Origin of the sequence: Hahella sp. KA22, from assembly GCF_004135205.1 — a bacterium.
In the GTDB taxonomy this organism is placed as follows: domain Bacteria; phylum Pseudomonadota; class Gammaproteobacteria; order Pseudomonadales; family Oleiphilaceae; genus Hahella.
In genome coordinates, this window is the sequence record NZ_CP035490.1 from 845,794 (window position 1) to 860,084 (window position 14,291).

The following is a 14,291-nucleotide window of genomic DNA, read 5'->3' on the forward strand; positions in this document are numbered from 1 at the left end:
GCGGCGACTCTCTCCATCAAGCCGGCAAAGGTAATGAAAAGCGGCGGCATTGCAATCGGAAAATGCGAGCGGGCCGTCTGAATGTGACAGACAGCCCGGTTTTCTGTTTCTTCTTACAGGGTAGGGAGTTAGATCAGGTTATGCTGTTGCAGGAAGCCATCCGCCGTGGTGACCTCGGCGAAGAAGCCGATAACGCTGGCGAGCATGGCCTTTTGTACTTGCTCCGCCGGGACGCTCTCTCCGTCAAGAACAAGGTTGCGGGTGGCGGTGGCGTCGCCGATCAGGGTGACGCCGTAGCCATGCTCCGCTGCGGCGCGCACCGTGGTGTTGACGCACATGTGAGTCATCATGCCGACGATCACCAAGTGTTTGATTCCCTGCTTCTGTAAGAGTTGATCCAGTTCGGTGCGGAGGAAGCTGCTGGGGTAGTTTTTTACGACGACGGTTTCATCCGCTTCCGGCGTGACGGAGGCGTGAATCTTTTGCCCTTCCGTGCCGGGAAGAAAAAAGCCGCGGTCGCCCACCATTTCATGCTGGACATGGATCACCGGCAAGCCGGCGCGGCGGAATCCGCGCAACACGCTGGCGGCTTTCGCTGCGGCCTGCTCGGATTGATGCAGCTCCATGGCGCCGCCAGGGAAATAGTCGTTCTGGATGTCGATCAATAGTAATGCTGTGTTGTGTAGTTTGATCGCGGACAGGTTGGTCGCAGTCATGGTTGTCTCCTTTCATCTTCAATTAGGGGTCAGGTAGCCTGCGCCGCCGGGTCGGTGAGGGGCTGTCGGCGGGCTGATCAGGTTGAGGACTATCTTAGGGAGTGGGGGCGGGGTATGCTGATGTCGTAAACGACAAATGCAGGGTGGATTACGACATGGCGCAAACTCAATCAGGCATCAAACGCTACGAAGTGGGCGTGCTGCTTTATCCCACCTCCATGCAATCGGCGGTGTTTGGACTGAAAGACCTGTTATCCGTGGCGGAAGAATATCGACGTCAGGCGGCGTCGCCGCATTGGCCCGAGTTGCAGATCAGTTTCTGGCGCACAGGAGAAGACGCCAGCCAGCCGGGTTTGGCCTCGCGTCCTTTGCATGAGGCGCTGCAGGCGGCGCCGGATGTGCTGATCGTACCGCCCTGTTTTGACGCCCTGGCGGTGGATTGGCGCGAACCGGCGCTGACAACCGGATTGCAGGCGCTGCATGAGCAGGGGGCTATCATGACCTCAGCCTGTGCGGGCAGTTTCGCGCTGGCGGGGGCGGGTTTACTGGATGGTCGTAAAGCCACTACCCACTGGCGGCTGGCGAAGGATTTTCAGGCGATGTTTCCGCTGGTTGAGTTGGTGGAGGATGAGCTGCTGGTGGATCAGGGCGACATCGTCACCGCGGGCGGCGTCAGCGCCTGGATGGATTTGGGACTGCGCATGATTCAACGGGTGACGTCCGCCTCCCTGACCATGAACCTGGGCAAATTCTTCCTGGTGGATACCGGCCCTCGACGCCAGCAGTATTACCAATTGTTCGCCCCGGATTTCTCTCACGGCGATAGCGCCGTGCGCAAATTACAGTTGTGGCTGCAGGAGCATATGGCGGAGGAAGTCGCTCTCGAAGACATGGCCGCTGTGGCTCGCGTCGGCGAGCGCACCCTGCAGCGACGTTTTCGCAAAGCCCTGGGGATGTCGCCGCTGCAGTACGTGCAGCAACTTCGCATCCAGCGCGCCAGAGAACTGCTGGAGACCAGCGTAACCCCCGTGGAGCGCATTATCTGGGATGTCGGTTACGAAGACCCCAGCTCCTTTCGCAAGCTTTTCAAACTCGCCACCGGCCTGACCATGACGGAGTATCGCGCACGCTTTCAACCTGCCTGATTATTAATATGGCAATGATATTGGCATGTTAATAACTAGGCGCATGGATGCGCCTGCGCGGCGGCTAGCCGCGGGAGACAGGGCCTGACCTGTGCAGGCCCTGTCGTTGCAGACAAATAGAAGGAAGCTATTTGACTGCCTGATTACTAAAGTCAGTTGCTATAGTTGTATTTTGAAAAACACTTATGTGTTGCAAAACGTTTGAGAAATTAATGCAACCGAAGGTGCGACTATGCGAAAGAACCTTCCTGTAACAATGAAAGAGATCAAACTGACGCCGGAGCAAAAGCTGGTGTCCGCCACGGACTTGAAAGGCGTCATCACCCACTGCAATGACGTGTTTGTGACAATCAGCGGATACTCCAAAGAGGAGCTGATCGGCCAGCCGCATAACCTGATCCGCCATCCGGATATGCCGCCTGCGGCGTTCAAGGTGATGTGGGAATGTCTGCAAGCGGGAAAGCCCTGGATGGGGCTGGTGAAAAACCGGGCCAAGAACGGTGATTACTACTGGGTGAACGCCTACGTTACCCCGGTGACGGAGAATAACCGGGTAGTCGGCTATGAGTCGGTGCGTACCTGTCCCGCCCGCAAGGATGTTGAACGTGCGGAGGCCTTGTATCGCAAGATCAATCAAGGAGGCAAAGCGCGGGGTTGGCGTCCCCCGCCGTTGGAGTACCTGTTTCCCGTAGCTGCGGCCCTGGCGTATCTGATCGCCTGGATGATGGGCGCGGTGTCCGGCTGGGCGGGACCGGCGTTGCTGGCGGTGATGTTGCTCTGCGCCGGTATGGCCGCGTATCGACGCAAACATCTGGTCGCTACGCTGCAAAAACTGCTGGAGCGCTCATTCAGCCATCCGCTGGCGGTGCTGTCTTATACCGACGGCGATCCGGAAGAGGGCGCGCTGGCGGTGGCGATTATGAGTTTGAAAGCGCGTCTGGATGCGGTGTTGACCCGTATCGAGGCGGAATCCGCCCGGATGTTCGAACGCTCGGGAGAGGGGCTGCATAGGGCGGAAATGGCCAGAGAGCGTCTGCGCGACCAACAACGGGAAACTCAGGAAGTGGCGGCGGCCATGCAGCAAATGACCAGCGCCATCAGCTCCGTGTCGGGACATGTGCAGGAAACCGCGGACAAAGCGGAAGAGTCTTCTGAGCTTGCCAAAAATGGTCGTGAAGTGGCGGTGGGAACGCGTCGGGCGATTGAAGAATTACACGGCGTTGTGGAGGAGGTTGGCGGTGCGGTGCTGGAGCTGGCGTCGCAGTCGAAAAAGATCGCCCAGGTGGCGCAGATGATCAATCAGGTGGCGGAGCAGACCAATCTTCTGGCGTTAAACGCGGCCATTGAAGCGGCGCGCGCGGGGGAGCAGGGACGCGGTTTTTCCGTGGTGGCCGACGAAGTGCGGCATCTGGCCCAGCGCACGCAGGAGTCGACAAAAGAGATCCATCAGATTATTGAAACGCTCACTGCGTTAGCGCAGCGTTCCGTTGCGGTGGCGGAGAGAGGTAAGGCCAGCGCGGGCTCAGGTCTGGAGAAGATGATCGAAGCGGAAACTATGTTGGGCGGTATTGCCGACGCCGTTAGCGCTATCGCCGGCATGGCGATTCAAATGGCGGCGACGGCGGAGCAGCAGGCGCAGGCGGCGGAGGAGGTCAACCGGCAGGTGGTGAATATCTCCGACTTGGCGGAGGCGAGCTCCACCGCAGCGGGAGAGTCCACCGCCAGCATCGAGCAGTTGCGTGGCGTGGCTGCTAATTTGTATGAATTGGTGACCCGTTTTAAGAGCTAGGGTTTTGCGTCTGCTCGGTTAACTGCAACAAGCCAAGCTGGGCCTGCTGGGTGAAGTGGCAGAAGGAAAAAAACTGCTCCGGGGACGGACGCGTGCGACAGTCTGCGTTATCGGCGTAAATCAGTCCGACAATGCGCGGACCTACGCGTAACGGCGTGAACATGCTTGGGGTACGTCCGATCAGGCGGTCGAAATCCGGTCCCCGCAGAATTCGCCAGGCGGGATCGTCCGCATTGGTGAAACAGCCGCTTTGCAGCGCTTTCGCCATGGCGGCGAGCAGGCTGTCGGACTCCAGATTGACGCAGAAGTTTTCTTTCCAGTGGTCCGTATGCGGCCCCAGCACCTTCTTCGGAACCAGTTGCTTCTGGCTGCGGTCGGTCATCAGCAGCGCCACGCGGGTCAGGCCGACGGCGCGGTGCAGGCCTTCCACCACCGTCATCAGTATCAAGTTGATGTCGGGTTTTTCCGTCAGCATCACCGACAGGTCGCGCAAAATCTGCAACTGCAACGTTGGGTCCGCGGGTTGCGGCGGCGTCTGCTCGCCGGCGTAGCGGGCGTTATGGCCGGGGATATGATTGACGATCTGTTTCATGCCGATGGCCGCGGCGATTTTGGCCGCCTCCTGAGCATTGGTTTTCAGACGCTGCTCCAGGTTGTCCGGCTGTTCGTTCAGCTGCGAGGCGAGATGGTTGATGGATTGCCGCAATGTGGGGGAGTTCCAGCCCTGCTCGGCTTCCTCCACCAGTCCAACGATACTGCGGATCAGCGTCACCATCTGGTTGTCCGCTTTGCCGCCGCTGACCACCGCCTGCAACAGCGGCCCCAGTTTCCAACAGTCCACCAGACCGCGGGTGATGGCGGGGAAGGTGGCGCCGAGAACCTGTTTCTGGGCGGTGACCGGCTCTTCCCGCACCAATAGCTCGTCAAGGGCGTCCGCCTGCGGCGTGCGGCAGGACCAGAACGCCAGTTCGCCGATATTGCTGAGCAACGCGGCGATAAAAATTTCTTCACTGCGCGAGGGCGTAAACTTTCCCAGCAGACGCTTGGCCTGTACCGCCGCATGCAGCGCGCGGGCCAGACTCTTTTGTAAATGGATGCGCGGTGATTTACATAACAGCGCGTCGATCACCAGAGATGACACAGCGATCGAGCGAACGGTTTCGAATCCCAGCAGCATAATGGAGCGACTGATGGTGCTCACTGGCTGACAGGATGGATTATAAAAAGCGGTGTTGGATTGACGAATGACTTGCGAAGTCAGGTCGGCGTCTTTCAAAACGACGTCCGCCAGCTGCTGTACGGAACAGTCGCCGGTAGCGGTGAGCTCGTTGATTTCCCGCATGGTCTGAGAAAGTACGGGCAATTCGACTCGGCTCAGAAAGTCGACCCAGGCTTGGCAATTCTTGGCGATCATTAAAGGTTCCCCCTGTCGCCCAGTATGACCGGCGCAACAGGGGAATTCCGTAACGGTTTTGCAACTAGACTTGTACAGAAGGTGTGAACTCTGTGCAGATTTGCGTTTATAAGTGACTAAATGTTGCGCAATTCTTCCAGCATTTCATCCATGAACGGGGTCTTGTAGCCAAGTCCTCTGGCGCGTCGACTATCCAGGCTGACGTCACGGGGACGCTTGGCCGGCATGATGACATCCCTTTGTTTTTGCTCCTGAATCAGGTCCTCATCCAGACCAAAGGTGCGCGCCAGCGCCTTCAGAAAGTGATGGCGGGAGACGGTCTCAATGCCGCCTAAGTGCAGAGTCAGGCCCTGTTGCATCTGGAAGAAGCGCACGATGCCCTGGGCGGCGGTGGCGTAATCCACGGCGGAGCGATATTCGTCGACAAAGCCGGTGAGCGCATCGCCCTGACGCAGGCGCTCCAGCCATTGCGTCACGTTGCTTGGCTTGAGCAGGCCCAGCCCAAACATCCAGGGCAGGCGCACGATGGTGGCGAGGGGATGCCGTTCGCGGATCGACTCTTCCGCCAACACCTTGTGCTCGCCATAGCGATTGATGGGGTTCACTGGGTCGCTTTCCCGGTATACGCCCTGGCGGCCGTCGAACACCAGATCGGTAGAGGTGAACAGCAGCGGTATATTTCTCTCCGCGCACAAAGCGGCGAGCTGGCGCGTCGCTTCCACGTTCAGCTGCAGGGAGCGTTCCGGTTGCTGCTGGCAGGTATTGGGATCGGACAAAGCGGCGGCGTGGATCACCGCGTCCGGCTTGAGATTACGGAACATGGCCTGCGTCAGCTCGGCGTCGCACAGATCCTGGCGCACGCGAAACGGCGCTAGATCCTCCGGCAGCGTAAGATGATGGCTCTGCGCCAGCACTTCGTAATCCCGATTCAGCGCCCGGCAGATATGCGCGCCTAAAAAGCCGCTGGCGCCGGTGACCAGCACTCTGGGTTTTTTGGCTTCGTTGGAAAAAAGTTGCATGGAAATCCCTTGTTTTTTGGCCTGAGCCTGTTAACGGCAAGTCTGCCATTTATGGCGGTTGTGATACAATCGGCGGTTTGTTTGCGGCCTTTGGACTTTATTTATTTTCCCTGGGGATGACGGAGGTAGTTGATGATAGTCGGCGCGTATCGTTCGGAAGCGATGTTGATTGTCGCGGCGGCGATTTGGGGGTTCGCCTTTGTCGCCCAGGTGGCGGGCATGGAGCACGTAGGCCCCTTTACTTTCAACGCCGCCCGTTTTGTGCTCGGCGGTCTGTCATTGATACCTTTGCTCATTATATTGCCGCGTTTGCAGCGGGTGGCGCCTGCCAAACCCAAGGCCAAAGGTCTGGTGCTGGGAAGCTGTCTGGCGGGCTTTTTTCTATTTGCCGGCGCCTCACTGCAACAGGTGGGGCTGCAGTACACCACCGCCGGTAAGGCGGGTTTCATAACCGGGTTGTATATCATTCTGGTGCCACTGATCGCATTATGCTGGGGACAGCGCGCCGAAGCCAAAATATGGTTTGGCGCAGTGCTGTGCGTCATTGGCCTGTTCTATCTCAGCGTGCGCGAAGATTTTACTGTCTCCTATGGCGACTCCCTGCAACTGATCGGCGCCGGCTTCTGGGCGGGACATGTGTTGATGATCGGGTGGCTGTCTCCCCGTTTTAACCCTTTGCATATTTCCATCGTGCAGTTCCTGGTCTGCGGCCTGGTGAGCTGGGTCGTGGCGTTCGCTATTGAAACGCCCACCTGGAGCGGGTTGTGGGGCGCGTCCTGGTCAATCGCCTATGCGGGCTTCATGTCCGTGGGAATCGCCTATACTTTGCAGGTGATCGGCCAGCAGCATGCGCCGGCGACCCGGGTCGCCATCATTATCAGTCTGGAAACGGTTTTTGCAGTGCTGGGCGGATGGCTGATGCTGCAGGAAGTCCTGGACGAAAAAGCGATTTACGGATGTGGTCTTATGCTGGCCGGCATGATAGTTTCGCAGCTGAATTTCAACCGTGGCCGCACCCGTGAGAGAGAGTTGTTGGATTCCGGCGCGTCGGGCTCCTGAACAGGCCTTTCGCTCTGAACGCAACGCTTAAAAACGCCTGTTGGACTGTGCGATCCGCTCATTAGGCTATACCAGACGCCCTTTGGGCTATGCAAGTCCGCCAACTACTGTAAAATACGGGGCCCTTTTTGATGTACTCCTTAGTAAGGTGATTAAGCCGGGATGCTGGATACTTCCATCGCAATAGAAACGCCTGAAGGCGTGGACTTCGATCTCACTCCCGCCGGGCCGCTTTCCCGCGCGCTGGCGTACATGGCCGACTTCCTCATTCGGCTGGGTGTCGTCCTGGCCTGTATGATTGTCCTGTCTATTTTTGGAGAAGCCGGTATCGGCATCTCACTGATTATTTACTTCGTGCTGGAGTGGTTTTACCCGGTGCTGTTTGAGGTATACCGTGCCGCGACGCCGGGTAAAAAGTGGATGAATCTTATCGTCGTACACGATGACGGCGCGCCTATTACCTTTTCTTCTTCATTGTTGCGCAATCTCCTGCGCACGGCGGACATTCTGCCCGTGTTTTACGCGTTGGGGCTGGTGTCCATGATGTGCAACAAGCAATTCAAGCGTCTGGGCGACATCGCCGCCGGCACAGTGGTGGTCAGGGCGCGTCGCGTGGAGACGTTGACGGCGCTGGCGGAGCCGGGCGTGCGGTCGCCGAGTGTTCCCCTCAAGCCGGAAGAGCAGAAGGCCATCGTGCAGTTTGCGCAACGGGCTGGCGTGCTGTCCCAGGCGCGCCGCCAGGAGCTGGCCAACATTCTGGAGCCGTTGCATCACGAAAAAGACGAGGCGGCGGTCGTTAATATCAATCAGATGGCGAACTATCTGTTGGGCAAAACGCCAGGACCTGAGCCTGTGCGGGAGCCATCCGCGCCGGAGCCGTCATCATCCATCGCGCAACCACCTGAGGAGCGGCAGTGAAGCAGGACGTATTTGAGCGCCAACAGCAGCATTTTTGGAGCGAGTACGCAGTATTACTGCAAAGGCTGGAGACCGGCGACACAACGGGCTATCGCAATTTCGCCAGTTCTTACCGGCGTCTGTGTCAGCACTTGTCCGTCGCGCGTCATCGCAGCTATTCGCCGCACCTGATTTCCTATCTGAATGACCTGATGCTGCGCGGACATCAGATGTTGTATCGTCGTCCCAGTCATTTCTGGCTGAGTTTTCTGGGATTTATCCGCTATGACTTTCCCCAGGCGGTGCGCGCCAACCAACAATATGTCTGGTTGGCCAGCGCCCTGTTGTACCTGCCGTTCATCGTGCTGATCATCGCCATCAAACTGCAGCCGGATCTGGTGAATCTGGTGCTGGACCCGCACGACGTCGCTTCCTACGAGGCGATGTACGACCCCACCTCGGAACGCTTGGGTCGGCCGCGAGAAGCGTCTACCGATGTGCAGATGTTCGGGTTTTACATCTATAACAACATCGGTATCGCGTTCCGCACTTTCGCCACGGGCATTCTGTATACCCTGGGCAGCCTGTTCTTTTTGATTTACAACGGTATTCATATGGGCGCCGTCGCCGGACACCTGACGGAGATCGGCTATACCGAGCCGTTCTGGACCTTCGTTATCGCCCATGGCGCTTTTGAGCTCACGGCGATTGTGTTTTCCGGAGCGGCGGGCATTAAGCTGGGTTTCTCACTGTTATCTCCCGGCAATCTCTCTCGCCTGGAATCTCTGAAGCGGTCGGCGAAGGCCTGCACGCCCATCCTGTTTGGCATGGCGGGCATGCTATTGATCGCCGCTTTTATTGAAGCGTTCTGGTCGTCGGATCACACCATGCCGGCGACAGTGAAATATTCCGTTGGCGCTGTCATGTGGGCGTTGGTGACCTGTTATTTTGTGTTCAGCGGGAGGGTGCGTGAACCCCGCTAATATCAATTTCCGTTTACGCCCCCGGGACCACTACGAAGCGGTGGACCTGGGCTGTCAGTTTGTGCGTCGCTGGTGGAAGCAACTCTACGCAGTATGGCTGTTGACGATGACGCCGGTGGCGGCGTTGTGCTGGCTGCTGATTGACGATATTAACTACGTCAGTATCGCTGTGTGGTGGGTGAAGCCGCTGTTTGAGCGTGGGCAACTGTATTTTCTGAGTCGCGCAGTGTTTGGCGCGCCTCCGACGATTAAAGAAACCCTGCGGCAAACGCCGAAACTGATGTTTCTGCAATGTTTCGCCACGCTGACCTGGCGGCGTTTCAGTCCGACCCGTTCCTTTGACTTGCCGGTTATTCAGTTGGAAGGCTTAAAAGGCAAGAGCCGGCAGCAACGTATGACAGTGCTGCATCGTGATAATGCGGCGTCCGTCAGCTTTTGGGTCACCATCGTCGGCGTGCATCTGGAGAACTTTCTGATGCTCGCCGCTATCGGGCTGGTTGTCATGTTTATTCCGCAAGGCGTGCAGCTGGAGTGGGAGACCGTTTTTGAGGCTGCGCCGCTGTACACCACTTGTTACTTCGTCGGCATGGCCTTAGTTGGTCCTGTCTACGCCGCCAGTGGTTTCTCTTTGTACCTGAATCGCCGCATTACGCTGGAAGGCTGGGATCTTGAGCTGATTTTCCGTCAGCTGGGGCAGCGACTGGATGATAGTCGGGGATCGGTTCATTCCGGCGACGGCGGGGCTGCGCGCCGGGTGACTCAGGCGATGTGTCTGGTCCTGGCGTTGGGCGCCCTGGCGCTTCCTCCCTCTGGTTCCGTTCGGGCGGAGACGGCGACGGAACAGACCGAAACTGCGGAAAGCCAAAACTGGGACGCGGAAAGATCCGCGCTGACCCCGGACAAGGCGAAAGAAGATATCGAGAAGATCCTGAAAGGATCGGACTTCCGTAATATCGTCAAGAAAGAGGCGCCCAAGTTCTGGAAGGAGTGGGAAGACCGCCAGGAAGAAAAGCGCGAAAAGCAGTTGGATGACTTCACAAGCTCCAACTTTTCCTTTGGCGAATACTTCGCCCAGATCTTCAAATTACTGATCTGGGCGACGCTGATTGGCCTGATTTTATATCTGCTGTATCGCTATCGGGATTCCATCCTGGCGCTGTCTTGGATGCCTCGCATTGAGCGTAAGGAGAAGAGCAAGCCGACCCATGTGTTTGATCTTGATATTCGTGAAGAGTCCCTGCCGCCGCAATTAGCCGACGAGGCCTGGGCGTTGTGGGAACAAGGACGACATCGGGACGCCCTGGGTCTGTTATACCGCGGCGGCCTGTCCCGTTTGGTGCATCGCCATGGTCTGCGTTTGAATCGCGGCGCCACAGAAGGGGATTGCGTGGCGATGGTGAAGCGGCGTCAGGGCGGCGCGCTCAGCGACTATTTCGCGGTTTTGACCCGGGTCTGGCAGCATTTGGCCTACGCCCACGAACTGCCCACTGCCGAGCGTTTTCAGGAGCTGTGCCGGGGCTGGCGCGACGTGTTTGATGTAGAGCGGGAAGGAGGCGAGCATGCAGCGCAGTAATTCCTTCGCCGCGATCGGTATCGCCGTCGCTGTTTTGTTGCTGGTGGGGTTGGGCGTCTATTGGTATCAGGGACTGGAGTGGATCGAGTACGAGCGCGATCTGGGGCCGAATGAGAAAGCCCGCCGGGAGCCTTTTCTGGCGGCGCAGATATTCATTGAAAAACGCGGCTACAAACTGGAGAGCAATCCCAGCTTCCGCGACTTCGATAACCCGGATTTTGCGCTGAAAACGTCGACAGACGACGCCATTGTGCTGGTGGACGCATACGGCTCACTGTCACAAAAGCGGGCGCAAACCCTGTTGGAATGGGTGGAGCGCGGCGGCCATCTGATGGTGACGGCGAAGAATCCCTACCTCAAGGGCATGGAAAAAATCCAGGACCCGGTTTTCGAAGAGTTCGGAGTGGAAGTGGAGCGCAATGGTCAGGGCGACTTCGACGAGGAGCTGTGGGGCGCCATTAGCACTATTGGCGGGTATGTCGGCATCACGCAAGAAGACCTGTGTCCCATGCTGTATCCCCAGGCGGAATTCTCGTTCGAGGGCGATGAAAACACCATTGGCGTGCATTTCCTCTCCAACGATACGCTTTATGGCCAGGACGATTACCTTTACGCCTCCGTCGGCCCGGATGGCGCTTCCCGCATGCTGCAGTACGAATACGGCGACGGCATGGTGACCTACATGGTCAGTCTGGATATGTGGAAGAACTTCGCCATCGGCTGCCAGGACCATGCCTACATGCTATGGCAAATGGCTCCGGGAGACAGCGGGGTCATGCATTTCTATTACAACCGGGACTTTCCCAGTCTGGGGTCCGTGCTCTGGCGTCACTTCTATGCGGCGATTGCGGTAGGAGCGCTGACGCTGCTTTTATGGCTGTGGTATCGAGGCATGCGCTTCGGCCCGCTACGGGATGAAGAGCCGGGAACCCAGCGTCAGATTCTTGAGCACATCGCCGCCAGCGCCCGTTTCCTGTGGCGTATGGATAAAGGTCAGGCTCTGGTGGAAAGCGTCAGAGCGGAAACCTGGCAGGCGATTTCCAAGCGGCTGCAGCATATTACGCGGCTGGAGCAATCTGTTCAGGTCGCCCAGCTGGCCAAACATTTTCAGATGAATGAACAAGCGGTGGAAGCGGCCCTGTTCGGCCCGATACCCAATGATCCGGTAAGTTTTGTCAATATTATTCGAGCGTTGAAGCGAATAAAGGATAAGTTATGAGTGAAGCCCACATCGAAGAATCCCAACTGCAATCCATCAGCCAGCAACTGCAGACTCTGAAGTCTGAGCTGGAAAAGGCGATAGTGGGGCAGTCCGACATTATCGAGCATACCCTGATCGCCCTGGTGGCTGGCGGACACGTGCTGATCGAAGGCGTTCCCGGTCTGGGCAAGACGCTGCTGGTGCGGGCGCTGGCGAAAACCTTTCAGGGTAAATTTGGACGCATTCAGTTCACTCCCGACCTGATGCCCAGCGATGTGACCGGCCATTCCATGTATCACATGGAGACGCAAAGCTTCAAAATCCGCAAAGGGCCGGCGTTCACCAACCTGCTGCTGGCGGACGAGATCAACCGCGCTCCCGCCAAAACCCAGGCGGCGCTGCTGGAAGTGATGCAGGAATATCAGGTCACTATCGATGGGACCTCTTTCCCGGTGCCTACGCCGTTTATGGTGCTGGCGACCCAGAACCCAATTGAGCAGGAAGGCACTTATCCGCTGCCGGAAGCGGAGCTGGACCGTTTTATCATGAAGCTGCTGATCGAATTCCCCAGTGCGGAAAACGAAGCCTCCATCGTGCGTCAGGTCAATGACAGTCGCGGCGCCAAAGTGGATTATCTGGCCCGGGTCAGCGCCCTGACCACGCCGGAAGAAGTCGGCGCATGGCAAGCGGCGGCCTGGCGAATCCTGGCGGATGACGCGGTGGTGGATTACGCTGTGCGCATTACCCGCGCCACTCGCGAATGGCCGGGCGTCGCCCGCGGCGCCGGTCCGCGCGGCAGCATCAACCTGATCCGCGCAGCGAAAGCGCGGGCGCTAATGGAAGGGCGTCCCTATATCCTGCCCGATGACGTCAAATTACTGGCTCCAGCGGTGCTGCGTCATCGCTTGCTGCTGTCCGCAGACATGGAGATCGAAGGCGTTAGCGTCGATAAACTCCTCGCCGGTATGCTGGAAGAGATTGAGGCCCCCCGTAAATGAAACTCAGAGGGGTGCAACCCAGTCTGCAGTTACTCTACTGCGGACTCGCCGTCACGCTCGCCCTGCTGTGCTGGCAGGGCTATGAGCTGTGGACAGGCGACGGCGATTGGCTGCCGGCCCCTGGCAGTGAGGTCGGCGAGGGCTTTTTCAATGTGCTGATGGGGCTTGCGACGGTAGCGCTCCTGCTGCTGGCGGCGGACCTGTTCGTGTCCTGGCGTTTGCCATCGGCGCAGATTCACCGCGAAGTGCGCCACAATCTGGCGCTGGACCAGTGGATTCCTGTCAAACTCACTATTACTCATGACTTTCCTTACGCGGCCACGCTGGAAATACACGACCATCTTCCGGTGGACTGCGAGTTCGAAGGACTGCCTTTGGTTGTGCCAATGGAGCCGGGCCACCGCACAACCGTGGAGTATCGACTGCGGCCCCGTCGCCGTGGCCCCCTGGAGTTAACCCGGGCGGAAGTCCGCGTGCGCTCGGTGGCGGGATTCTGGCTGTTGCGCCAGACCCATGTCGTGGAAACCTCCGCCAAGGTGTTTCCAGACTTCGCTTCCATTGAAGGCTACCAGTTACTGGCCACGGACAATCACACCAGCCAGATGGGCATCCGCCGCAAGCCGCGTCGCGGCGAGGGCATGGATTTCCATCAGCTGCGGGAATACCGGCAGGGAGATTCGCAGCGGCAGATCGACTGGAAAGCCACTTCCCGGCGCCAGAAATTGATTTCCCGTGAGTATCAGGACGAGCGCGATCAACAGGTCATACTGCTGCTGGATGGCGGTCGCCGTATGCTGACGCAGGATGGCGTGAGTACGCACTTCGACCACTGTCTCAACTGTTTGCTGATGTTGTCGTATGTCGCCTTACGTCAGGGCGACGCGGTGGGCATGATGAGTTTCGGCGCCTCCGTCAAACATGCGTCGCCAATCAAGGGCGCCACCAACATCAACCGTCTGATCAATCACTTCTACGACTTCTATCCAGACAAGTCCGCGCCGGATTATCTGGAGGCCGCCCGCGAGTTAATGCAGCGATACCGCAAACGTTCTCTGGTGGTGCTCACCACCAACCTGAGGGAAGAGGACAGCGACGACATCATCAACGCCTGTCGCCTGCTGCAAAAGCGTCATTTGGTGCTGGTGGCGAATCTGCGTGAGGAAACTCTGGATCGGACGCTTGCGGAGGACGTTCGCAATTTCGATCAGGCGGTGGTTTACGCCGGTGTGGTGGACTATCTGCGCCAGCGGGACAAGCTACAGGAAAAACTGCGCGCACAAGGGCTGTTCTTTGTGGATTGCGCCCCCAGCAAGCTCACCGCCCAGGTTATCAACAGCTACTTCTCCATCAAGCGGGCGGGCTACCTCTAGCCCCCTTTACGCGCTTCGGGGTGGGCTCTGCTATGCTTTCATCTGTCCAAGCATTTATTCGCGTAGCAATGATATTCGTATGTTAATGGCGTGTTAATAAAGAGGCGCATGGATGCGCCTGCGCGGC

Annotated in this window: 12 protein-coding genes; 9 read left to right on the forward strand and 3 right to left on the reverse strand. The window is 58.1% G+C overall.

The features are described from left to right. Positions 1 to 128 precede the first annotated feature (128 nt). A complete protein-coding gene (locus tag EUZ85_RS03735; protein ID WP_127967985.1) occupies positions 129 to 716 on the reverse strand; it encodes a cysteine hydrolase family protein in 588 nt (195 codons plus the stop codon). Positions 717 to 871: 155 nt separating this feature from the next. On the opposite strand from EUZ85_RS03735, the gene EUZ85_RS03740 reads away from it, so the two are divergent. Together EUZ85_RS03740 and EUZ85_RS03745 are read left to right on the forward strand one after the other, a co-directional pair. Continuing rightward, complete coding sequence (locus EUZ85_RS03740) at positions 872 to 1,861, forward strand: GlxA family transcriptional regulator (RefSeq protein ID WP_127967986.1); 990 nt, start codon at positions 872 to 874, stop codon at positions 1,859 to 1,861. A 232-nt stretch (positions 1,862 to 2,093) separates the two neighbouring features. After that, complete coding sequence (locus tag EUZ85_RS03745) at positions 2,094 to 3,650, forward strand: PAS domain-containing methyl-accepting chemotaxis protein (protein ID WP_127967987.1); 1,557 nt, start codon at positions 2,094 to 2,096, stop codon at positions 3,648 to 3,650. On the opposite strand, the gene EUZ85_RS03750 is transcribed toward EUZ85_RS03745, so the two are convergent. Both EUZ85_RS03750 and EUZ85_RS03755 read right to left on the reverse strand, forming a co-directional pair. After that, positions 3,640 to 5,064 (reverse strand): HDOD domain-containing protein, encoded by a 1,425-nt coding sequence (locus tag EUZ85_RS03750; protein ID WP_127967988.1) that lies wholly within the window; start codon positions 5,062 to 5,064, stop codon positions 3,640 to 3,642. The two genes, EUZ85_RS03745 and EUZ85_RS03750, sit on opposite strands and share 11 nt — an antisense overlap. Positions 5,065 to 5,180: 116 nt before the next feature. After that, the gene (locus tag EUZ85_RS03755; RefSeq protein WP_127967989.1) at positions 5,181 to 6,083 is read right to left on the reverse strand and encodes an SDR family oxidoreductase; all 903 of its coding nucleotides are present in this window, start codon (positions 6,081 to 6,083) and stop codon (positions 5,181 to 5,183) included. 132 nt (positions 6,084 to 6,215) lie between these two features. Here EUZ85_RS03755 and EUZ85_RS03760 point away from each other — a divergent pair, with 132 nt between their 5' ends. The 7 genes from EUZ85_RS03760 (at position 6,216) to EUZ85_RS03790 (ending at position 14,164) form a co-directional block, all read left to right on the forward strand. After that, entirely contained in the window at positions 6,216 to 7,142 is a 927-nt protein-coding gene (locus tag EUZ85_RS03760; protein WP_127967990.1) for a DMT family transporter, read from the forward strand. Positions 7,143 to 7,304: 162 nt separating this feature from the next. Continuing rightward, entirely contained in the window at positions 7,305 to 8,060 is a 756-nt protein-coding gene (locus EUZ85_RS03765; protein ID WP_127967991.1) for an RDD family protein, read from the forward strand. Continuing rightward, a complete protein-coding gene (locus EUZ85_RS03770) occupies positions 8,057 to 9,022 on the forward strand; it encodes a stage II sporulation protein M (protein WP_127967992.1) in 966 nt (321 codons plus the stop codon). Before EUZ85_RS03765 ends, EUZ85_RS03770 begins: the two co-directional genes overlap by 4 nt. Next, on the forward strand, positions 9,009 to 10,595 hold the full coding sequence (locus tag EUZ85_RS03775; RefSeq protein ID WP_127967993.1) for a DUF4129 domain-containing protein: 1,587 nt from the start codon (positions 9,009 to 9,011) through the stop codon (positions 10,593 to 10,595). The genes EUZ85_RS03770 and EUZ85_RS03775 overlap by 14 nt, the downstream gene beginning before the upstream one ends. Then, the gene (locus tag EUZ85_RS03780) at positions 10,582 to 11,814 is read left to right on the forward strand and encodes a DUF4350 domain-containing protein (protein WP_127967994.1); all 1,233 of its coding nucleotides are present in this window, start codon (positions 10,582 to 10,584) and stop codon (positions 11,812 to 11,814) included. Before EUZ85_RS03775 ends, EUZ85_RS03780 begins: the two co-directional genes overlap by 14 nt. Beyond that, the gene (locus tag EUZ85_RS03785; RefSeq protein WP_127967995.1) at positions 11,811 to 12,794 is read left to right on the forward strand and encodes a MoxR family ATPase; all 984 of its coding nucleotides are present in this window, start codon (positions 11,811 to 11,813) and stop codon (positions 12,792 to 12,794) included. Before EUZ85_RS03780 ends, EUZ85_RS03785 begins: the two co-directional genes overlap by 4 nt. Further along, positions 12,791 to 14,164: a DUF58 domain-containing protein gene (locus tag EUZ85_RS03790; RefSeq protein WP_127967996.1), complete on the forward strand. Its 1,374-nt coding sequence runs from the start codon at positions 12,791 to 12,793 to the stop codon at positions 14,162 to 14,164. The genes EUZ85_RS03785 and EUZ85_RS03790 overlap by 4 nt, the downstream gene beginning before the upstream one ends. Positions 14,165 to 14,291 lie beyond the last annotated feature (127 nt).